Annotated in this window: 23 protein-coding genes and 1 riboswitch; of the genes, 12 read left to right on the forward strand and 11 right to left on the reverse strand. The window is 41.4% G+C overall.

Features of this window, described 5'->3' with window-relative positions; genetic code table 11:
• Positions 1 to 83: 83 nt before the first annotated feature.
• From LD028_RS05360 to LD028_RS05375, 4 genes are all read right to left on the reverse strand, one after another.
• Positions 84 to 1052: an ABC transporter ATP-binding protein gene (locus tag LD028_RS05360; protein ID WP_035020567.1), complete on the reverse strand. Its 969-nt coding sequence runs from the start codon at positions 1050 to 1052 to the stop codon at positions 84 to 86.
• A complete protein-coding gene (locus LD028_RS05365; RefSeq protein ID WP_006322056.1) occupies positions 1027 to 2040 on the reverse strand; it encodes an ABC transporter ATP-binding protein in 1014 nt (337 codons plus the stop codon). Before LD028_RS05365 ends, LD028_RS05360 begins: the two co-directional genes overlap by 26 nt.
• 193 nt (positions 2041 to 2233) lie before the next feature.
• Complete coding sequence (gene ntdP, locus LD028_RS05370) at positions 2234 to 2764, reverse strand: nucleoside tri-diphosphate phosphatase (protein WP_006322055.1); 531 nt, start codon at positions 2762 to 2764, stop codon at positions 2234 to 2236.
• 99 nt (positions 2765 to 2863) lie between these two features.
• Positions 2864 to 3013, reverse strand: coding sequence for a gamma-type small acid-soluble spore protein (locus LD028_RS05375; protein WP_006322054.1), 150 nt, complete (start codon positions 3011 to 3013; stop codon positions 2864 to 2866).
• Positions 3014 to 3114: 101 nt separating this feature from the next.
• Between LD028_RS05375 and LD028_RS05380 the strand changes: the two genes are divergently transcribed.
• Positions 3115 to 3339, forward strand: a complete 225-nt coding sequence (locus LD028_RS05380) for a cytosolic protein (RefSeq protein WP_237811212.1) — start codon at positions 3115 to 3117, stop codon at positions 3337 to 3339.
• 12 nt (positions 3340 to 3351) lie between these two features.
• On the opposite strand, the gene mutY is transcribed toward LD028_RS05380, so the two are convergent.
• On the reverse strand, positions 3352 to 4440 hold the full coding sequence (gene mutY / locus LD028_RS05385; protein ID WP_237811213.1) for an A/G-specific adenine glycosylase: 1089 nt from the start codon (positions 4438 to 4440) through the stop codon (positions 3352 to 3354).
• Positions 4441 to 4495: 55 nt separating this feature from the next.
• Here mutY and LD028_RS05390 point away from each other — a divergent pair, with 55 nt between their 5' ends.
• The 3 genes from LD028_RS05390 (at position 4496) to LD028_RS05400 (ending at position 5888) form a co-directional block, all read left to right on the forward strand.
• The gene (locus LD028_RS05390) at positions 4496 to 5473 is read left to right on the forward strand and encodes a metal-dependent hydrolase (protein ID WP_237811214.1); all 978 of its coding nucleotides are present in this window, start codon (positions 4496 to 4498) and stop codon (positions 5471 to 5473) included.
• Positions 5474 to 5554: 81 nt separating this feature from the next.
• The gene (locus LD028_RS05395; RefSeq protein WP_006322049.1) at positions 5555 to 5722 is read left to right on the forward strand and encodes a small, acid-soluble spore protein K; all 168 of its coding nucleotides are present in this window, start codon (positions 5555 to 5557) and stop codon (positions 5720 to 5722) included.
• A 1-nt stretch (position 5723) separates the two neighbouring features.
• On the forward strand, positions 5724 to 5888 hold the full coding sequence (locus LD028_RS05400) for a YpzG family protein (protein WP_006322047.1): 165 nt from the start codon (positions 5724 to 5726) through the stop codon (positions 5886 to 5888).
• 23 nt (positions 5889 to 5911) lie between these two features.
• Here LD028_RS05400 and LD028_RS05405 read toward each other — a convergent pair whose 3' ends face one another.
• Together LD028_RS05405 and LD028_RS05410 are read right to left on the reverse strand one after the other, a co-directional pair.
• Positions 5912 to 6241: a YfhH family protein gene (locus LD028_RS05405; protein ID WP_006322045.1), complete on the reverse strand. Its 330-nt coding sequence runs from the start codon at positions 6239 to 6241 to the stop codon at positions 5912 to 5914.
• A gap of 44 nt (positions 6242 to 6285) precedes the next feature.
• On the reverse strand, positions 6286 to 7932 hold the full coding sequence (locus LD028_RS05410) for an L-lactate permease (RefSeq protein ID WP_237811215.1): 1647 nt from the start codon (positions 7930 to 7932) through the stop codon (positions 6286 to 6288).
• Between the two features lie 148 nt (positions 7933 to 8080).
• Between LD028_RS05410 and LD028_RS05415 the strand changes: the two genes are divergently transcribed.
• Positions 8081 to 8758 (forward strand): SDR family NAD(P)-dependent oxidoreductase, encoded by a 678-nt coding sequence (locus LD028_RS05415; protein ID WP_370642830.1) that lies wholly within the window; start codon positions 8081 to 8083, stop codon positions 8756 to 8758.
• A gap of 6 nt (positions 8759 to 8764) precedes the next feature.
• Here LD028_RS05415 and recX read toward each other — a convergent pair whose 3' ends face one another.
• On the reverse strand, positions 8765 to 9565 hold the full coding sequence (gene recX / locus LD028_RS05420) for a recombination regulator RecX (protein WP_237811217.1): 801 nt from the start codon (positions 9563 to 9565) through the stop codon (positions 8765 to 8767).
• A 69-nt stretch (positions 9566 to 9634) separates the two neighbouring features.
• Between recX and LD028_RS05425 the strand changes: the two genes are divergently transcribed.
• The 5 genes from LD028_RS05425 to LD028_RS05445 all read left to right on the forward strand — a co-directional run bounded on the left by LD028_RS05425 (position 9635) and on the right by LD028_RS05445 (position 12980).
• A complete protein-coding gene (locus LD028_RS05425; RefSeq protein ID WP_237811218.1) occupies positions 9635 to 10543 on the forward strand; it encodes a TIGR01777 family oxidoreductase in 909 nt (302 codons plus the stop codon).
• A 35-nt stretch (positions 10544 to 10578) separates the two neighbouring features.
• Positions 10579 to 11706 carry an amidohydrolase gene (locus LD028_RS05430; protein WP_237811219.1) on the forward strand — a complete coding sequence of 376 codons (1128 nt, stop codon included), beginning with the start codon at positions 10579 to 10581 and terminating at the stop codon, positions 11704 to 11706.
• 232 nt (positions 11707 to 11938) lie between these two features.
• Positions 11939 to 12496 (forward strand): GNAT family N-acetyltransferase, encoded by a 558-nt coding sequence (locus tag LD028_RS05435; RefSeq protein ID WP_237811220.1) that lies wholly within the window; start codon positions 11939 to 11941, stop codon positions 12494 to 12496.
• 93 nt (positions 12497 to 12589) lie between these two features.
• A complete protein-coding gene (locus LD028_RS05440; RefSeq protein ID WP_006322037.1) occupies positions 12590 to 12718 on the forward strand; it encodes a YfhE family protein in 129 nt (42 codons plus the stop codon).
• A gap of 73 nt (positions 12719 to 12791) precedes the next feature.
• Positions 12792 to 12980, forward strand: coding sequence for a YfhD family protein (locus LD028_RS05445; protein ID WP_012574059.1), 189 nt, complete (start codon positions 12792 to 12794; stop codon positions 12978 to 12980).
• Positions 12981 to 13037: 57 nt separating this feature from the next.
• Here the strand turns inward: LD028_RS05445 and LD028_RS05450 are convergent, their stop codons facing one another.
• Complete coding sequence (locus LD028_RS05450; RefSeq protein WP_237811221.1) at positions 13038 to 14729, reverse strand: methyl-accepting chemotaxis protein; 1692 nt, start codon at positions 14727 to 14729, stop codon at positions 13038 to 13040.
• Positions 14730 to 14843: 114 nt separating this feature from the next.
• Positions 14844 to 14930, reverse strand: a riboswitch (cyclic di-GMP riboswitch).
• 236 nt (positions 14931 to 15166) lie between these two features.
• On the opposite strand from LD028_RS05450, the gene adhP reads away from it, so the two are divergent.
• Positions 15167 to 16180, forward strand: a complete 1014-nt coding sequence (adhP, locus tag LD028_RS05455; protein WP_237811222.1) for an alcohol dehydrogenase AdhP — start codon at positions 15167 to 15169, stop codon at positions 16178 to 16180.
• 24 nt (positions 16181 to 16204) lie between these two features.
• Here adhP and LD028_RS05460 read toward each other — a convergent pair whose 3' ends face one another.
• Both LD028_RS05460 and LD028_RS05465 read right to left on the reverse strand, forming a co-directional pair.
• Positions 16205 to 16939 (reverse strand): FixH family protein, encoded by a 735-nt coding sequence (locus tag LD028_RS05460; RefSeq protein ID WP_021095853.1) that lies wholly within the window; start codon positions 16937 to 16939, stop codon positions 16205 to 16207.
• A gap of 453 nt (positions 16940 to 17392) precedes the next feature.
• Entirely contained in the window at positions 17393 to 18838 is a 1446-nt protein-coding gene (locus LD028_RS05465) for a protein adenylyltransferase SelO (RefSeq protein WP_237811223.1), read from the reverse strand.
• 481 nt (positions 18839 to 19319) lie between these two features.
• On the opposite strand from LD028_RS05465, the gene LD028_RS05470 reads away from it, so the two are divergent.
• Entirely contained in the window at positions 19320 to 20675 is a 1356-nt protein-coding gene (locus LD028_RS05470) for a DNA cytosine methyltransferase (RefSeq protein ID WP_237811224.1), read from the forward strand.
• Positions 20676 to 20686 lie beyond the last annotated feature (11 nt).

Below are 20686 nucleotides of genomic sequence, written 5' to 3' on the forward strand. Positions count from 1 at the left end.
AAAAGAAAAGAAGAAAAAATTCACGAGGAAAGTGAACTTTTTCTTGACTCCCCACTTTTTCAACACTTTGTCGCTTGCCATCTTTATGTATAAAGATGGCAAGCGACGTAATGCCCTTGTTCAACTTCTTTCCATTGTGGTTTTGTCGTTTTACAAATATCCATACATGCTTGGCATCGTGTATGAAAAGCGCATCCTGCTGGCGGATTCGATGGACTCGGCAAATCTCCGCTAAGCAGTTGCTTTTCTTTTTTATATTCCGGATCTGGAATTGGAACAGCTTCAAGCAATGCTTGGGTGTACGGATGTTTCGGATTGCGATATACATCCTCGCTGTTAGCCAGTTCGACCATTCTCCCTAAATACATGACGCCAACACGATCGCTAATATGGCGAACAACGCCAAGGTCATGAGCGATAAAAATGTATGTTAAACCGAACTCTTTTTGTAAATCTTCTAGTAAATTCAGCACTTGGGCTTGAATGGACACATCGAGTGCTGACACGGGCTCATCCGCAATAATGAGCTTCGGCTTCGTCATCAACGCGCGAGCGATGCCAATGCGTTGTCGTTGTCCTCCACTAAATTGGTGCGGATAACGTTTTGCATGATAGCTACTTAATCCGACGACTTCTAACATCTCGCGCACTTTTTTCCGTCGTTCTTCTTTTGAACCGATCCCATGAACAATGAGCGGTTCTTCTAAAATTTTTTCGACTGTATGGCGCGGATTAAGCGATGCAAAAGGATCTTGAAAAATCATTTGCATATCGCGCCGCAACTTTCTTAATTGTTGTGGGGATAGTTTTGTCACTTCTTCATTTTCAAATACAATAGATCCTTCTGTTGGCTCAATGAGCCGCAAAAGCATTCGTCCTGTCGTTGATTTCCCACAGCCACTCTCTCCAACGATCCCTAACGTCTCCCCTTTATAAACAGAAAACGATAAATCGTCCACTGCTTTGACTTGACCGATTTGTTTATTAAACAACCCTGCAGTAATCGGAAAATATTTTTTCAGCCCTTTAACTTGTAGTAACGGTTCGTTCATGGGTAGCATGTTCCTCCTTTGCATACAAAAAGCAACGTGCCCGATGTCCTTGTTCTACTTCGTATAAATCAGGATTTTCGGAAAAACATCGCTCAAATGCTTGTTCACATCTTGCCGCAAAGCGACAGCCATATTTAATAGATCCTGGCTTAGGCACACTTCCTGGAATGGAATATAACCGCTCTTTTCGTTCACGAATATCCGGAACAGAACGAATGAGTCCAATTGTATATGGGTGTTTTGGATGACGGAAAATCGTTTGAACGTCCCCTTCTTCAATAATTTTTCCTGCATACATCACAACAACGCGATGGCACATTTCTGCGACGACGCCTAAATCGTGCGTAATCATCATAATCGCTGTGCCGAATTGTTCGTTTAACTGCTTCATCAAATGTAAAATTTGTGCTTGAATCGTCACATCTAAAGCGGTCGTTGGCTCGTCGGCAATTAATAAAGACGGGTTGCATACCATCGCCATCGCAATCATGACGCGCTGTCGCATACCTCCAGATAACTGATGCGGATATTCATCAATCATCTCTTCGGCACGAGGTAAACCAACAAGTTTTAACATATCAATCGCTCGTTTTCGCGCTTCTGCCTTGCTTATGTTTTGATGAATGCGAATCGCTTCAATCATTTGGTTCCCAATTGTAAAAAGTGGATTCAATGACGTCATCGGCTCTTGGAAAATCATTGCGATTTCATTTCCTCGTATTTCTTTCATCCGTTTTTCCGACGCTAATGCAATATTTTCATCTTTAAACCATATTTCTCCATCTGTAATTTTGCCAATTCCTTTCGGCAACAATCCCATAATCGAAAGCGATGTGACGCTTTTTCCGCAGCCTGATTCACCAACAATCCCTAAAATTTCACCTTTATTTATGTAAAAATCTACACCATCAACCGCAGGAACTTCCCCGTCATCTGTGAAAAAGCACGTTTTTAAGCTTTTGACTCGTAAAATTGCTTCATCTCCCACGGAAGCCACTCCTTTTATATACAGAAAATTTATATTTTTAAAATAACTTTTAGTGTTACGTTTCAAATTATTACATGAATATTAAAAAAATACAATAAAAAAATTCAAAAAATTTAATCATTCTTTGCAAAAAATAAAAAAACAACGGTGACCAATAGCTAACCGTTGTTTTTGATCCATGTATGTATTACTTTTACTTTCCATACATAATAAACTTTTTATACCAATGTTCGACCACTTCAGGAGCAAACGGTCCCTTTTTTTCTTTAATCCATTGAATTAATTTTTGAATGTTATTTTTTAAAATCTTATCAATAATTTCAGGATAGTTCATTTCGTCGCGATGTCGTTCATATTCATCACGATCTAATATATCGTACTGACCGTTTGGAAATACTTTAATATCCAAGTCATAATCAATATATTTCAATGCCTCCCCATCCCAAACGTAAGGCGAACTAATGTTGCAATAGTAATACACACCGTCTGCCCGAATCATCGCAATAATGTTAAACCAATGTTCTGCATAAAAAAAACAAATGGCCGGCTCACGTGTCACCCACGTTCTCCCATCCGCTTCTGTCACAAGTGTACGATCGTTACCACCAATTACTTCTTCCTCACTTCCTTTTAACACGACCGTTTCTTTCCATGCACGATGAATATGACCGTCATGTTTATAACTATGAATTTGAATGATCGCCCCTGTCTGTGGATACTCCATACACATTCCCTACTTTCATTCGACGCTTTTTCCTCTATTATAACGTTAATCAGCGAGGAAGAAAAAGGGCATCGGACGAAAACCGATGCCCTTTGCCCGTTATTGATTTTTCTTTGCTTCTGATTTTGCATTTTGTTGTTTGACATGCTGAACATCTGTTTCCGTTGAAAACTCTGTTCCATATTGGCCAGCATTTTGTTGTTTCACATGTTGAATGTTTGTCCCTGCAATCGTTTTGTTTGGTTTCATTATGCTCACCTCCACGATTATTACTTTGTATAATTTGCTGAAAAATATCCGCATGAATAATTTTTATTTCGCTTTCTACACTACATAAAGGGGTGAGAATGATGTATATTGGACGCGATTTAACAGCTTTACAAATGATTTCAAAACGGGAGTGGAAAGATAGCGAGTTAGCATTTTTTCACCATGTCTTCCAACAAGTCACTCCATATTTGAATGCAGAGGGACAAACGTTACATCGTGAAATGATCGAAGAGATTGAAGCAAGGGGCGGTTTACAACGAAACGAAGCAACATATACAAATGGAACACGAGTATTTTACGAGTAAAGGGATATGCCTTTACTCGTATGCTTGCCATATTTTTTGGTATATGACCGGGAACGCATATTGGTTTAGTTCATCGGCTGTGACCCATTTATTCGTTTCGTCATCGATTTGTAATTCAAGCGCGTTTCCTTTATATGCTTCAATATGCCACACGATATGGGAAAATACGTGTTCGAATGTACCGATTCGTTGTATTGAACGAAGCACGACATGATATCGTTCGCTTATTTCTTTTATAAATGCTTGTTCATTCGGTGTTGGAGCATGTTCATCGTTTGGAAATTGCCAAAGGTTAGCAAGCAATCCGCTACTTGGTCGCTTTTCAATTCGTATTTTCCCCTCTTCGTTCGTAAGCACAATGGCACGAAAAGCCACATGCTTCGGCGCTTTTCCTTTTGTTTTTACAGGTAGCTCTGCCTCTACCCCTTCCGCAAACGCGCGACAATGGCGCTGAACAGGGCATAAAAAACAGCTCGGATTTTTTGGTGTACAAACGAGTGCCCCTAGTTCCATTAACGCTTGATTGAAATCAGATGGATCGTCATGTGAAATAATGCAAGACACAATTTGCTCGAACTTTTTTCTCGTACTCGCTCTCGCAATGTCGTCTGTAATATAAAAAATACGCGACAATACTCGCATCACATTCCCGTCTACTGCAGGTTCAGGGATGCCGTAAGCAATGCTTAACACCGCTCCCGTTGTGTACGGCCCGACACCCTTCAATGAAGAAAATTGTTCCTTAGACGCTGGCACACGTCCACCGTACTTTTCTTTGACTTCTTTTACTGCTGCATGTAAATTGCGAACACGGGAGTAATATCCAAGCCCTTCCCACGCTTTAAGCACTTCCTCCTCCTTAGCGTCAGCTAACGCATCTAAAGTCGGAAATTTTTCAATAAACTGATAAAAGTAAGGGATGACGGTATCGACGCGCGTTTGTTGTAACATCACTTCCGATACCCATATTTTGTATGGATCTTTATTTTTCCGCCAAGGTAAATCGCGTTGCTCTGTTCGAAACCAATCAATTAAATCGTGTTGAAACTGCTCAATATGAAAATGCGCCAATATTTGTTGTACATTTTCTTTCACGTTCATTCCTCCAAAGTGGTAAACTAAAAGTAAGTCCAATCGGAAAAAGGAGGCCTTTTATTTGGATACAGGTACACACGTTTTAATGGGTTTTGCATTAGGTGGATTAGCAACATTCGATCCAGCAGTTGCTAACGACCCGACACTTGCGCATGCCGTACTGATCGGCACGCTTCTGGGCTCGCAAGCACCTGATATCGACACTGTGCTAAAATTAAAAAATAATGCAAAATATATTCGTAATCATCGTGGCATGACACATTCGATCCCAGCTTTGTTTGTTTGGACGTTGCTTATTAGTGCCGCCCTTTTCTATGTATATGACACGTCCTTTTTTCACGTAGCGCTTTGGACATGGATTGCCGTTAGTCTACATGTGTTTGTCGACATTTTTAATTCGTATGGCACGCAAGCATTACGTCCTTTTTCAAAAAAATGGGTCGCCCTCGGTATCATCAATACATTCGACCCGTTCATTTTTATCATTCACTTAGCTGGCGTCGTCTTATGGCTGAGCGGACACCATGCGGGGTATACGTTCCTTTCCGTATATATCGTGCTCATTGGTTACTATATCATTCGCTTCCGTCAACAACAAGCGATCAAACGAAAATTAAAACAAATGTTCTCGGATGTCGAACAAATTATTACCGTACCGACAATAAAATGGAATGAGTGGCATTTAGCTGTGACGACCTCGACCCATTTTTACGTTGCGCGCGCACAAAGCGGAGCGATTGATGTGCTTGACGTTTTCGAAAAATGTCCCGTTCCAAACATCCCGGTCATTGAAAAAGCGAAACAAGATGAAAATTTAGCTGCCTTTTTGTCGTTCTCACCAGTATATCGTTGGGAAATTCACGAATATGACGATCATTATGAAGTGCGTTTCGTCGACTTGCGTTACCGAAGTAAAGATTATTATCCGTTCGTTGCAGTTGTGCAACTTGACCGTGACTTAAATATTGTTAGTTCCTATACGGGATGGATTTTTAGCGAAAAGAAATTACGCAAAAAACTAGAACTTATTCCAAGCTAAAGTAGGCGTAAATGCCTCCTCGTCGACAAATACTATATATGTGCTTCGAAAGCACGAAATGAACGTCTGGGGGGACTAACATTGAGCAATAAAGAACGCGGATTTCCGAATCAAAACAACGAAAAATTAGAAGGCGAGCCACGCGCAAAAGCGGAATACGCATCAAAACGTGCAAACGGCACGATTAATACGCACCCTCAAGAACGAATGCACGCATCAAGTCAACGTGGCGACATCGAGGAGGAATAAAATGGGTAAACATTGGCGTAAAAAATTTTATGATAACCGTTATTCCGATCCTTTCCCACAACCATGGGCGAACCCGAAACACGCTCATGCGCAAGTAAACGGTGAAACACAACAATCGCAAAGTTTAATGATTCTACATTCTGAAGTAAGCAAACGGAAAATTTAATGAGAAAGAGGTTGACGCTCGTGTCAACCTCTTTTCTTTAATAATGAAATAGGCAACGCCACTTCTGTGTTCGGATCACTTAGACGATAGCCCCATGCGAACACACCATTCATATATTGAAGTTTAAATAACGAATGCGGATCTCCTTCAATTTCGTAAAATTCTCCCGGTTGGAAATCATTCGGGTTTAATAAATATGCTTTCGCCATCGCAATTTTCCGCTCATATACGGCGTATTCGTTCACCATTCCCATTTGTTCCGCTTTTCGTGCTTTTTCCGTTAACATGGCGATCTCTTGTTTTAATTCCCTTTCGCTCATTTCACTGTATCTTTTTTGATCCATTTTCCCCACTCCACTTTATGACAACTTCATGTTCATCGTATCATAAAGTGAGCCTAAAATACATAGATCAAAATAAGGCTAAATATTCCAGTCATCAATACGTAATAAAGCATCGGAATGAGCGTCATACGAATAATTGTCCCTTCTTTTCCAGCTAAACCAACGACGGAAGCGGCAGCAACAACGTTTAATACACAAACCATATTCCCCGCATTTGCCCCTAACATTTGCCCAGCGATGACGATATGATGCGGCACTTGAATTTGATCGGCAACACTAAATTGGAATAAAGAAAACATCATATTACTAAACGTCGCACTTCCTGAAATGAACGAACCGAGCGCCCCAATTAAAGGAGCAACTAGCGGCCAAGCGGCACCAACTGCCCCTGCGACCATCGACGCTAACTCAATTGGCATGCTGGCAAGCCCAGCATCATTGATACCAGAGTTAATAAAAATCCGCACCATCGGCACCGCTGTTCCGAGCGCAATGGCACTACCGATGAGTGTATATGCCGATTCTTTCATCGTCGCCAAAACATCTTCTCGTCTCATCTTATGCATAAAGATTGTAATAAAAATGACAACAAGAAAAATCGTTCCCGGCAAATATAATGGCTCAATCGACGTGCTAATGTTCGTTCCTAAAATGTTGTTAAATTGTATTTTTACTGAACGAAGCCACGTTTTTAACGGCAAGTTTTGGAGACGTGTCAACACTAAAATAATCGCAACGAAAATATACGGCATCCACGCAAGCAAAAGCGGCATGTCGCTTTTTTGCACGTTCGTTACATGTTGGTGCGCATCTGTTTTCTTAAAATCCCACGGCTCTTTCGGCAATAAAAATCCTTTTTTTGCCGCAGGCACAACGATCGCTAAACCAATTAATCCTCCGATCATTGATGGAAATTCCGGTCCAAGGAAAGAGGCAACGAGAAATGCGGGAACAGTAAAACTAAGCCCAGCAAATAAGGCAAATTTCCAAATTTCCAATCCTTCTTTCCACGAACGATTTTCACCAAAAAAACGCGTTAAAATAAGCACTAAAATAAGTGGAATAAACGTACCGATAATAATATCAAACGACACTGCTTGTTTTGCTAGCGTTTGAAGAAACGATGATAAATCCGCTGTTCCGATGACATGTTGCACTCGTTCAGCAACAGAGTTTCCTTCACGAAGTCCTTGATCGACCCCGACAATAATTGGCGTTCCGACAGCACCAAATGACACAGGGCTACTATCTGCAACAAGGGCAACAACAACCGCTGCAAGTGGTGGAAAGCCTAAAGCAACAAGAAGCGGGGCGCCAATCGCCGCAGGCGTCCCAAATCCTGCTGCGCCTTCAATAAATGCACCGAATAACCATGCGATAATGATAACTTGCACGCGACGGTCACGCGTAATACCTAAAAATCCGCTACGAATCGCGTCCATTGCCCCACTTTTCGTTAACGTATTTAACAATAAAATGGCACCGAAAATAATCCATAAAATTGAAATGGCTACAATGACACCTTCAATCGTTGCCGCTGCCACTTGAATACCGGGCATTTTCCAAACAAACAACGATAACACGACCGTAATTACAAAACTAATCGGCATCGCTTTTGCCGCTGGAAGACGCAACAAAACGAGAAACAGAAAGACAGCCAATACGGGTGTAGAAGCTGTAACGACTTGTAAAAAACTCATATTGTTCCCCTTTCTTTGTTGTAATATAATGACATAAGACATTATACTACATATTTGTGCATATATTCACAATAACATTTGACTACTTCGTGACACCTGTTTATGTATACGCTTTCCAAATTATTGTGAATGTATCATACACGAAAGGATGAAAATAATGGAATATATTATTATTACAGGAGCTGGTACAGGTCTCGGAAAAGAACTCGCCCTTTTATATGCACAACGGGGGTACGACATCATTTTAGTCGGGAGAAGAAAGGAGCCGTTACAATCTGTTCAACAGCAAATCGAATCATATGGAAGAAAAGCGATCGTTTTTCCACTTGATATTACAAATTATGAACAAGTGCAAAAAGCAGCCGAAACGCTTTGTCGTACATATTATGTAACGACGCTAGTTAACAATGCAGGCGTGGGTCATTTCGGTCCGCTTGAACAAATGACGGAGCAACATATTCACGAAATAATTGACATTAACGTCAAAGGCACGATATATATGACGAAAGCGTTCCTTCCGTATTTTAAAACGCTACCTCAAGCTAATATCATAAACATTGTTTCAACAGCCGGTTTGCGCGGTAAAGTAAACGAAAGTGTATATGTCGCAAGTAAATTTGCTGTGCGCGGATTTAGCGAAAGTCTTGTGAAAGAGCTCGCCAACACAAACGTCGCCGTCACCGCTGTATATATGGGAGGCATGGCTACACCATTTTGGGATGACTCCGACCATATTCAAGACCGCTCTCGCCTTCGTTCACCAAAACAAGTAGCCGAAACAATTATTAATGAGTATAAGCGACAAGCTGAAATCATCGTGGAGTAGGAGGAGTTAGTCCTCCTTTTTCTTTTCTAAAAACTGTTCAATTAACGAAAGCGAAAAACCTTTTCGGTATAGTGCCTGCTTCATTTTTTGTTCGTACGTGTAACGATCATATTTTTCGTAACGGCGATGTGCTTTTTCCCCGTAATATATGAGCGCTTCCCATTCCGTTCCATCATCTGCAGTCACATGCTGTTTTGCCATTTCAACAATATGTGAAGGAAAACCTTTCATATGCAACAGTTGTGCAATGTATGCTTTTTGTTCTTGATGCGACCGTTTTTTCGATTGCTTATTTATTTTTTCCACCCACTTGATCGCTTTGTCTCGTTGCATATCCTCTGTATAGCGTTCCATCGCTTGTGCGATCACATCTTCACTTATCCCTTTATCCATTAGCTCTTTATAAATCACATAAGGTCCTTTCATTGTCGTATTTACTTGCGTTTGCACGTACGCATGTGCAAATTGCTCATCGTCTATATATCGTTCCTGTTGTAGCTTTGCAATCACTTGTTCAATCGTCCGAACATCTATGTCCCTTTTTTTCAAATAGTCAACAACTTCTTGTTTCGAGCGCATACGGTAAGCTAAAAAACGAAGCGCCATCTTATACGCTTGTTTTTCATCATCTTTTTTCATCATTTCCATCCATTGCTCTTCTGTTACCGTCATTCCTTTTTTTAGGCGATACTCAATCAATACGTCTTGATCAACAGACATGATTTGTTTCTCTCCATCTTCTTTCACAAAATGAACGTAAAAACGTTCTACATTTTTTCGATCCACTTCAATTTTTTCAATCCACATCTTGAAAACACACCTTTTCTTTCTTTTTTTCTTGAAACAACGCATAATAAAGGAAAGGAGGGAAAAATAATGAATATTTTGATTGCTGGAGGAACAGGATTTGTAGGTAAGGCGTTAACAGCATATTTTACACAAAACGGACATCATATGTATATATTAACGCGAAATGCACAAAAACGGGAGAACGATCCGTATATTCATTATGTACAATGGTTAACAGATGACGCAAATCCTCATGAACAACTCCCTTCCATTGATATAATCATAAACTTAGCTGGTGAATCAATTAATAGTGGACGATGGAACGAAACGAGAAAGCGCGCAATTATGGAAAGTCGATTACAAGCGACACATGCCATATATGAACTCATTACAAAAATGAATAAAAAACCGCAAGTGGTTATTCAAGCGAGTGCCATCGGCATTTACGGCACATCGCTTAATGACACATTTACCGAACGTCGCGAAACAATCGGGATAGACTTTTTAGCTCAAACCGTGAAACGATGGGAAGAAGCTGGGCGACGCATTGAATCACTTGGCGTGCGCACGGTATTTATGCGGTTTGGCATTATTTTAGGTAAAAATGGTGGAGCACTTCCACGCATCGTTCTTCCTTACAAATGGTTTATTGGTGGAACGATTGGAAGCGGGAAACAATGGATGTCGTGGGTGCATATAAATGACGTCATTGGCGCCATCGACTTTGCCATTCGGCATGAAAACATATCGGGTTCAATCAACGTTACTGCCCCACATCCTGTGACGATGGAACAGTTCGGAAAAACGATCGCAAAAGTACTACATCGCCCACATTGGCTCCCTGTTCCATCCTTTGTGCTTAAAATATTGCTAGGGGAAATGAGCATGCTTGTGTTAGAAGGACAGCGTGTCATCCCAGAAAAATTACTTCAAGCAGGATATCATTTTTCCTTTCCAACTGTTGATCGAGCATTAGTGAACATACTACAATCGTGACGAATACACTATAAGAAAACATAAAGGGGATTGACATGCGAAGCAAACTGTTAAAATATGGTACAGTATATCCAATTACATCTCCTCCTATGAAAGGAGCGGATGTACGTATTGAAAACGGAAAAATTACAGAAATCGGCTATAATCTTCTCGCCGATGAGCAAACCGAAGTAATCGATGTCTCAGGAAAATACGTCTTTCCAGGTTTTATCGACGTTCATACACACCTTGGTTTATATGACGAAGGAACGGGATGGGCGGGCAACGACGCAAACGAAACGATTGAAACGATGACCCCACATGTACGTGCCATTGATAGCGTATATCCACTCGATCCCGGTTTTCGCGATGCAATCGAACATGGGATTACAACGGTTCATATTATGCCCGGAAGCGCAAATGTCATCGGTGGAACGACGGCAGTCATTAAAACGCATGGAAAAAACGCCGCAAACATGATCATCAAACAACCAGCCGGTTTAAAAATTGCCCTCGGTGAAAATCCGAAACGCATGCATAGTCAAGGGAATAAAGAATCGCTCACGCGCATGGGCATTATGGGAATGCTTCGCGAAACGTTTTACAATGCGAGGTATAGCGATTGGCCGCACGATTTTCGCACCATCCCCATTATTCAAGCGTTAAATCGTGACATTCCGATCCGTGTTCACGCCCATCGCGCCGATGACATTTTATCCGCCATCCGTTTTGCAGATGAATTCGGGCTTGACTTACGCATCGAACATTGTACCGAAGGGCATCTCATTGCTGAAGAACTACAAGGACGAGATTTACAAGTTTCGGTCGGACCAACACTAACACGTCGATCAAAAGTAGAATTGAAAAACAAAAGTTGGAAAACATATAAAATTTTATCCGACGTAGGCGTTCACGTCTCTATCACAACAGATCATCCATACACACCTATTCAATACTTACCTATTTGCGCTGCGATTGCTGTTCGCGAAGGGCTCGATGAACAAAAAGCGCTCGAAGGCATTACCATTTTGCCGGCACGTAATTTAGGGGTGGACGATCGTGTCGGAAGTCTTGAAACCGGAAAAGATGCTGACATTGTCGTTTGGAATTACCATCCGTTTCACTATCTCGCAACTCCTATATTCACCATGATAAACGGGGAAATAATATACAAGAAAAATTAATAAAAAAACTATTTATTTTTCACATCATTTCAAGTATGATATAGAAGGTTATATATACAAAACTATATATGTATGCGATAGTAAGGGAAGGCAAATGGTGCGCCACCAGCAATATGCTGGTTCTAGTGGGTTCGATTCCCACCCCGAAATTTTTTGATTTGCATAAATTAAAAAATTTCGAGGGTGGCTCGTTCCCTATGGTCGACTGCCCTCGTGAATGGAGGGAGATTCGATGTTAAAAAAACGCGAACTGCAAGATTGTCAAGCGTTATACGAGCTTATGGTGCACCCAGACGTCTTCCCTTTCGTGCGCCATAAAGCATATTCATATGAAGAATTTTTGTTCATCACAAAGCAAACAATTGAAGCGGAAGAACGCGGGGAACTGATCTCACGCACCATTTTAGATGAGTGGGGCAATCCGATTGGAACGATTAATTTATTTGACATTGAAGATGGCGCTGGCTTTTTAGGCACATGGCTTGGAAAACCGTATCACGGCAAAGGATATAACCAACTTGCTAAAGATGCCTTCTTTAACGAACTGTTTTATGAACGTTCCATCAACACGATCTTCATGCGCATTCGCAAAGTTAACGTCCGCTCCACAAAAGCTGCTGAAAAACTTCCTTATGTCACCCTTGCTAATGAAACGAGAAGATCATTATGGGAAGCAATGAATCAAGGTGAAGACATATATAACTTATATGAAATTTCAAAGGATAACTATACACTATATGCGATGCGCCAACAAAAACTTGACGATGAACAACAATTAAAAGAAGCGTAACCTGTTCTGCACGAACAGGTTTTTTATTTGGATAATTTTTTATTTTTCTGTTCATAATGTTAACGTAATATTTAATTAAAGTGAGGGATACATATGGCTGACAAAAAGAAACGTGAAAAAACAAAAAGTACGCTCTCGAGCGCACAAGAAGTGACGTATGCTCGCGATTTTAAACGTGCGGACCAAGCAGGTGGATTTACCGATAAACACGCTCGCCATTAACAACATTTTCTATTCATCTTTTTCGCTATTTGTCACATGCTACTAGCGAAAAAATAACGAGGAGGCAATTCACATGGGACGTTCACGCGGTCAAAAAGCTAGAGACAAAAACAAGTCAACGATGCCACAAGTGCCGAAAACAATGAAATCAGACGGTTATGATGTCGAGTTTTCTGCCGAATTTGCTGATCATGAAGATTTAGAGGCGCAAGCACGCGCCGAAGCAGCTGGCATTCGTCAAAGTAAAAGAAGAAAGTCATAAATAAAGAGAAGGTGTCCCGAAAGTTCTCAGGACACCTTTTCCTTATAGATGCACACTTCAAAATTTGAACGTGGCAACCGCATGCCGTAATTTGTCCGCCATTTCAGCTAACGATGTAGCGGCTGATGTCACTTCTTCGCTCGATGCTAGCTGCTCTTCAGAAGAAGCAGAAATTTCAGCCGTCCGTTCGACGAATCGTTTCGCAATCGACGATACTTCATCCATGGATGCATGCACTTGATGGACGCCTGCTGACATTTGTTCTGAAATCGCCGATAGTTCTTGAATTTGATCATTTACTTGTTCAATAGAACGCAAAATCTGCCCAAAGAATGTTCCTGTTTCTTCTACTAATTTTGTTCCTTGCTTCACTTCTTCCGTTCCTTTGCCGACAATTTGCACCACATAGTCTGTATTTTGTTGAATCATTTCAATTAATTGCGCAATTTGATTAGCGGACTCACGCGATTGTTCTGCCAATTTACGCACTTCGTCCGCTACGACCGCAAATCCTTTCCCATGTTCTCCTGCACGCGCCGCTTCAATCGCTGCATTTAAAGCTAACAAATTCGTTTGCTCCGCAATGCCGACGATGACATCAACGATTTTTCCGATTTGTGCGGATTTTTCATCTAGCTCTTTAATAACCGTATTCGTTGCATTCGTTGATTCATTAATCGTATTCATTTGCATAACGACTTTTTGTAAATATTGTTGACCAATAGTAGCTTGTTTTGTCGTTTCTGTTGCGGAATTTGCTACAACGGTAGACGTTTGGGCCATTCGTTCAATTCCTGTCGCCATTTCACCGATCGCGTGCACGCTTTCTTCTGCATGTTTTCCTTGCATCTCAGCTCCTTGAGCCACTTCTTGAATCGCCGTCGTCACTTCTTCTGTCGCTGCGCTCGCTTGCTCAGCGCTCGCCATCAACTCTTGAGCAGAAGCGGACACATGCTCCGTCGCTGCGCTCACTTGTTGAATAAACTGCTTTAAATTGTGAACCATTTGATTAAACGATGCCGCCAACTCACCAATTTCATCGCGATTAGCAACATAAATATCATCAACCGATAAATCACCACGTGCGATCTTTTCGGCATGTTCAGAAACTTGTCTAACCGGTTTAGCAATCTTTTCACTAATATAAAGCGCAATGGCGATACTTACGAGAAATGCAACACCAATCGTAATTAGCGTCATATATTTCATATTTTCCGCTTGTTTAGACAATGTTTCACTCATTTGTTGTAAATGTTTTTGTTGAATCGCTCTCGCTTGTTCGCCTGCTTCTGTTACTTCGAGCGTAATCGCATTTCCTCGCTCTTTCATAAGGCGTGAAATTTCATCCATCTGACCTTGCTTGTAAAATTCAATTGCCTGCATAGATAATTGACGATACTCCTGTTCATACTTCACTAAATTATCAACCGCTTGTTTCGCATTTTTTTCGAGTGCAAAGGTCTCAATTTTTTCTCGATTATCCGCAAACTCGTTTGCCGCTTGTTCAAATGCAGTTAAACTTTCAGGCTTCCCGTTAATTAAATATCCTCGCACCGCAATTTGCTCCCGTAGCATCGCATTTTGCATATTTGTCACAACGTTAATTCTTTCAAATCCTTTCTTCATCGCCTGTGAGTATTGTTCATCGATTTGCTCTAGTCGATTATATGTAAGCATACTTACAACAACAAATAAAAGTAACATCGAAAGAAACGTCGCAATTAATTTCTTTCTTACTGTTAACTTCATAATGTTCCCTCCTTATGTTGTAATACAATAAAAAAAGCTACCTCAAAAAAATAGTAGAGGCAGCTATAGTTCACACGTTCCCTAGAGAATAAGACCTTCTTCATATTTCACAAGAAGGGCAACTGGCTGGCATATCTACAAATAGACGTAGCCCCTATAGCTTTGCGCCCTACCCTTTCGAGTAGTTTGCCGATTATTCAATTTTTTACATTTTCATCCTAACATAGCAACTAAGAAAAAGGAAGTGCGAAATTATGACTAAAACGGAAACTTTATATGATGTCAACGCCCAAACCAAATTTTTAACTTTTTATCCAAAAATATTTTTCTTTTTTTTGAACGTTTTATTTGTGATATTTTTCACAAGTTAAATGCATGCTACATTACATATGTACAGACCAAAAAGTCCCCTTTTGCCTAGAAGGAGGATTACAATCATGAAAGCTGCAGTTGTGGAACAATTTAAAGAGCCGTTACAAGTGAAAGAAGTGGAAAAACCTAAGATCTCATACGGGGAAGTATTAGTGCGCATTAAAGCGTGCGGGGTATGCCACACAGACTTGCATGCCGCACATGGCGACTGGCCTGTAAAACCAAAACTACCACTCATTCCTGGACATGAAGGCGTCGGTGTCATCGAAGAAGTCGGCCCTGGAGTGACGCATTTAAAAGTTGGAGATCGCGTCGGTATCCCTTGGCTTTATTCCGCCTGCGGTCATTGTGACTATTGCTTAAGCGGACAAGAAACATTGTGTGAGCATCAACAAAACGCTGGATATTCGGTTGACGGTGGTTACGCTGAATATTGTCGTGCTGCAGCTGATTATGTCGTGAAAATTCCTGATAACTTATCATTTGAAGAAGCTGCTCCAATCTTTTGCGCTGGCGTAACAACATATAAAGCTTTAAAAGTAACAGGCGCAAAACCAGGTGAATGGGTAGCGATTTACGGTATCGGCGGGCTTGGACACGTCGCTGTTCAATATGCAAAAGCGATGGGATTAAACGTCGTCGCTGTCGATTTAGGCGATGAAAAACTTGAATTAGCTAAACAACTCGGTGCCGATCTTGTCGTCAATCCAAAACATGAAGATGCAGCACTATGGATGAAGGAAAAAATCGGTGGTGTGCATGCGGCTGTCGTCACAGCTGTATCAAAAGCTGCGTTTGAATCCGCCTACAAAGCGATTCGTCGTGGTGGCGCTTGCGTACTTGTCGGATTGCCACCTGAAGAAATGCCTGTACCAATTTTCGATACCGTTTTAAATGGAGTAAAAATTATCGGTTCCATCGTTGGTACGCGTAAAGACTTGCAAGAGGCGCTTCAATTTGCCGCAGAAGGCAAAGTAAAAACGATTGTCGAAGTACAACCGCTTGAAAACATTAACGACGTGTTCGACCGCATGTTAAAAGGACAAATTAACGGTCGCGTCGTGTTAAAAGTAGATTAAAAGAAGGCGTCACTCGGCGCCTTCTTATTTTACTTCAACGGAAAACACTTGATGATCATGAAGCTCTTCCTTAATTACGTGCACACGAAACTGATACGTTCCCGAAAATGCGAATAAAACTTCCGAAACATACATCCCGTTTCCCTTTTCATTCATTGTGACATATGTATGCTTCTTGTCTCCTCCTCTCCAATACTCCATTGTTACTTGTGCATCTGTTAAAGGTTTTCCATCCGATAGCATTTGTACTTGAAACATCGTTCGTTCATTTTGTTTTGCTTCTTTTGGTGAAAGTGTCATATGTACATGATGGTGTGTATGTGCATCATTAGATTGCGTTGGTGTTTTCGTTGTCGCTCCTTGTTTTTGCTCAACACGAACTTCATTTTTTTCCATACGGTGCAAATGATTCGCTGTCACATGGTACGTCACTACATATACACCATCCGCCCCAAATGTTTTTTCAGCGACGTATACACCGTTTCCTTGATGACGAGCTGGAATCATCTCGTCGTGCTCTTCTCCTTTTCGTCTTATTTCAAACTGGACATCACTCGCCTGTTCAATCGGCTTCTTCCCATCTGTAACTGTCACTTGAAGTGTGGCTGGTTCATCAACATAAATGGTTTGGGGCGTTGTTTGAAAAACGACTTCTAGTTGTGCAAGCTGTTCTTTTTCTTGTTGTTGCGTATTACCTTGTGACGTACATCCATAAACAGTAAACATAATCAAAAGGACTACCCATGCTAGTTTTTTCATCCTATTTCGCACAGGAGACTCCCACTTCAACGACCAAAGAGAGTAAGTGGGAGAGGAATGCGCGTTCCCCCTTTCTTTTGTGTATGAGATAATAAAGGCGTGGAGAAAACCGTTAAATAAAGGCACTCCAATAACTGCTACTCGATGTATGGAGTTGGTTACAGGAAACGTTGTAACCGTAAAACATCGAGCGTAGGTCCGTCTGTTGTGTGTGGAAGCCAAGTACTGCCAACAGACACACCGAGAGAATCGGTAACGATGTAGGCATGACCTGCATCGTTGGGTAGTTGTCAACCTGCCCCTTGATGCAACCCCAAGTCAAGGAAGGAGGACAAAGTCCGCTCGCACTTCTGGGGAGTTGCAAGCCCCCGCTTCAAGCGTTAGCTAAGTGGGGGTAGTTGACTTTATTTCTCTCCATTCTTAGTATTTATTACAAAGCACCGTTCCCCTTATTTACGTCCCACAAAACGTCCGATACGGCCGATCAGATGGTTCAGGAGGCTTGGCGTATTCTTTTTGTTCTTTCGTATATGCATAAGGAGCGGAAAGCACTTGAAGCAATCGTTCCATAACCGTATCGTCCCCATGCTCGACCGCTGCCGCGAGCGCTTCTTCAACCCGATAGTTGCGCGGAATAATCGCAGGATTGTTTTGTCGCATGCATTCGTACACTTCTTCTTTTGTCATGTCTTGACAGGCGATTCTTTGTTGCCAACGTGTATACCAGTCGCGAAGTTCTTGTTCGCAAAAATGCCATTCCTCTAATGTCAACGACCGAAACGTATTCGTATAATCGAGGCGATGTGTGTACATCAAATGAAGAAGCTCTCCAATCAGCTTTTTATCTTCCGCCTCTTCCGTCCAAAGCCCGAGCTTCGCGCGCATTCCCTGTAACCAATACGTTTCATACAATGCTGGAAATTGTTCAATGACTTTTTGCGCAATCTCGATTGCTTTTTCTTCTTCGTCATGTAAAAGCGGTAGTAAACTTTCTGCAAAACGGGCAATGTTCCATCCAGCGATATATGGCTGATTGCCGTACGCATACCGCCCTTGCGTATCAATCGAACTAAACACCGTCTTCGGATCGTACACATCCATAAACGCACACGGTCCGTAATCGATCGTCTCTCCGCTAATCGTCATATTATCGGTGTTCATCACCCCATGAATAAACCCGACCAATTGCCATTTCGCGACAAGTGCCGCCTGCTTTTTCATCACTTCTTCAAGTAAAAAAACATAGCGGTTGGACGCATGTTCCCCGTTCGGATAATGCCGCTTGATCGCATAGTCGGCTAACGCCTGTAACTCCTCTTTTGATAAAAAACGCGCCGCATATTGAAACGTCCCGACACGCAAATGACTCGCAGCCACGCGCGTCAAAATCGCTCCTGGAAGTTCCGTCTCTCGTATCACCACTTCTCCTGTCGTCACGACCGCTAAACTTCTCGTCGTCGGAATCCGAAGCGCGTCCATCGCCTCGCTAATGATATACTCCCGAAGCATCGGTCCAAGCGCCGCTCGACCATCCCCACCACGCGAATACGGCGTCCGCCCTGAACCTTTTAGCTGAATATCCACCCGTTCTCCACTTGGCGTCACATGTTCCCCAAGCAAAATGGCACGCCCATCGCCAAGCATATTAAAATATCCAAACTGATGCCCTGCATACGCCTGCGCCAAAGGCTCCGCACCTTCAGGAATTCGATTTCCGGCAAACACCGCCACTCCATCCTCGCTCGCTAGCGCCTCCGCACATAGCCCAAGCTCATCCACAAGCGAACGATTAAGCACGACAAGCTTTGGGTCACTGACAGGCGTCGGGTAAATTCTTGTAAAAAATCGCTCAGGCAAACGAGCGTAGCTATTATCAAAGTTCCAGTTGGCGTTCAACATATTTCCTCCCCGCATGAAATGTTCGAATGATGGTTGTATGTATTAGTATATCCTATTTTCTTTCATCGTGCTGTGTGGGAATATAATGGCGCCAATTTTGTTTGCTCAATTCAACAGTGAAAAATTGGTCCTTCATCAAAAGTTGTACTTGATTTTTTCATAACATGCCCTACTTACGTTTCTGAAGGAAAATTAGCGAACTAATATTTTTTGTATATATTTGTTTAGGAAAATTTAACTTTAGTCAAGTATATGTTGTGGTGATGGATCGAAAAATTTAAACTGAAGCACATGGCAAAACGGAAATTGAAGTATAAATGATGAAGATTTGTGACGAATGGAATCGTAGATAAGTAGTGCAGAAGGAAGAATACACTTACTGTGTTTTCAAACAAGCAGAACATTGACGGCTATCTTCTCATCACATATAATAACCATATAACAGTTAAAAAAATATCTTAACTTTTACGGGGGTATAAATTTGTATAGCATTAGTAAAGAGAAGGTTAGGAAATATATGACTAAATCAGGAATTTCTACGCAAAAAGAGCTTGCGGAGAAGATGGGAATTAGTAAAAATCAATTATCTATGCTTCTTTCCCCTAATTTCAATCCTATCAAGTCAAACGCCTTAAAACTTTGCCATACACTTGGAGTAGAAATTGAAGATATCATTTATTCCGAGCAACTGGAGCTTGATTTAGGATATATAGATACAAAAACTGATGTTGAAACAGAAAATACCGTTAATGTTTTTCACTATGAAGGCTCTCATAGTGTAGAAGTGAGGGATATCGTTGCTGATAAACAGTACACAGCTGTTGAATTATTTGCAGGTGCTGGGGGGTTAGCCCTTGGGCTTGAAATGGCAGGTTTTCACTCCTTGGGGCTAGTAGAAATTGATAAATATGCTTGCCAAACATTAAGAAAAAATCGACCTCATTGGAACGTAATCGAAAAAGATATTATTGAAGTGGCTGAGCATGGAATAAAAAACTTTATCAATAACTGTCCAAACGATATCGATCTATTATCTGGAGGGTATCCTTGTCAGGCTTTTAGCTATGCAGGGAAAAAACTAGGGCTAAATGATGCAAGAGGAACGCTATTTTACTATTACGCAAAAATTCTACAAGAACTGCAGCCAAAAATGTTTTTAGCCGAAAATGTAAAGGGACTTGTCAACCACGACAACGGAAAAACATTAGCAACCATGCTCTCCGTTTTTGAAGAAATAGGCTACAACGTTCAATGGAAAGTATTGAATGCTTTAGACTATGATGTAGCACAAAAAAGAGAACGAATATTCATTATAGGGATAAGAAAAGATTTAGTTGAAAAATATAGCGTTTCTTATCGTTTTCCTAAACCGTATGGATATACGCTGACATTAAGGGATGTCTTGCAAGATGTTCCTCCATCCGAGGGCGCTAAATACCCTGAAGAAAAGAGAAAAGTTCTTGAACTTGTTCCCCCTGGCGGTTATTGGAGAGATCTTCCAGAAGAAATCGCCAAACAGTACATGGGAAAAAGTTACTACTCAGGTGGCGGAAGAACCGGGATGGCGCGAAGATTGTCATGGGACGAACCATGCCTAACATTAACATGTTCTCCTGCCCAAAAACAAACGGAAAGATGCCATCCAGAAGAAACAAGACCTTTTACTGTTAGAGAATATGCAAGAATACAAAGTTTCCCTGATGATTGGGTATTTGATTGCTCGATGAACAATGCTTATAAGCAAATTGGAAACGCTGTTCCAGTTCATATGGCTAAAGCTGTAGGTCTATCGATCGTAAAAGTTTTGAACGAAATGAACAAAAAGGGGAATATCTAGCATTCCCCTTG

Source organism: Anoxybacillus sp. LAT27 (genome assembly GCF_022030075.1).
Lineage (GTDB): Bacteria > Bacillota > Bacilli > Bacillales > Anoxybacillaceae > Anoxybacillus > Anoxybacillus kestanbolensis.

Coding starts and splice junctions, on each gene's coding strand:
- LD028_RS05375 (WP_006322054.1), bottom strand. CDS start 3,013: ATGAAACCAAACAAAACGATTGCAGGGACAAACATTCAACATGTGAAA.
- LD028_RS05430 (WP_237811219.1), top strand. CDS start 10,579: ATGCGAAGCAAACTGTTAAAATATGGTACAGTATATCCAATTACATCT.
- LD028_RS05360 (WP_035020567.1), bottom strand. CDS start 1,052: ATGAACGAACCGTTACTACAAGTTAAAGGGCTGAAAAAATATTTTCCG.
- adhP (WP_237811222.1), top strand. CDS start 15,167: ATGAAAGCTGCAGTTGTGGAACAATTTAAAGAGCCGTTACAAGTGAAA.
- LD028_RS05400 (WP_006322047.1), top strand. CDS start 5,724: ATGGGTAAACATTGGCGTAAAAAATTTTATGATAACCGTTATTCCGAT.
- LD028_RS05435 (WP_237811220.1), top strand. CDS start 11,939: ATGTTAAAAAAACGCGAACTGCAAGATTGTCAAGCGTTATACGAGCTT.
- LD028_RS05440 (WP_006322037.1), top strand. CDS start 12,590: ATGGCTGACAAAAAGAAACGTGAAAAAACAAAAAGTACGCTCTCGAGC.
- recX (WP_237811217.1), bottom strand. CDS start 9,565: ATGTGGATTGAAAAAATTGAAGTGGATCGAAAAAATGTAGAACGTTTT.
- LD028_RS05410 (WP_237811215.1), bottom strand. CDS start 7,932: ATGAGTTTTTTACAAGTCGTTACAGCTTCTACACCCGTATTGGCTGTC.
- mutY (WP_237811213.1), bottom strand. CDS start 4,440: ATGAACGTGAAAGAAAATGTACAACAAATATTGGCGCATTTTCATATT.
- LD028_RS05380 (WP_237811212.1), top strand. CDS start 3,115: ATGTATATTGGACGCGATTTAACAGCTTTACAAATGATTTCAAAACGG.
- LD028_RS05465 (WP_237811223.1), bottom strand. CDS start 18,838: ATGTTGAACGCCAACTGGAACTTTGATAATAGCTACGCTCGTTTGCCT.
- ntdP (WP_006322055.1), bottom strand. CDS start 2,764: ATGGAGTATCCACAGACAGGGGCGATCATTCAAATTCATAGTTATAAA.
- LD028_RS05425 (WP_237811218.1), top strand. CDS start 9,635: ATGAATATTTTGATTGCTGGAGGAACAGGATTTGTAGGTAAGGCGTTA.
- LD028_RS05445 (WP_012574059.1), top strand. CDS start 12,792: ATGGGACGTTCACGCGGTCAAAAAGCTAGAGACAAAAACAAGTCAACG.
- LD028_RS05460 (WP_021095853.1), bottom strand. CDS start 16,939: ATGAAAAAACTAGCATGGGTAGTCCTTTTGATTATGTTTACTGTTTAT.
- LD028_RS05450 (WP_237811221.1), bottom strand. CDS start 14,729: ATGAAGTTAACAGTAAGAAAGAAATTAATTGCGACGTTTCTTTCGATG.
- LD028_RS05415 (WP_370642830.1), top strand. CDS start 8,081: ATGAAAATAATGGAATATATTATTATTACAGGAGCTGGTACAGGTCTC.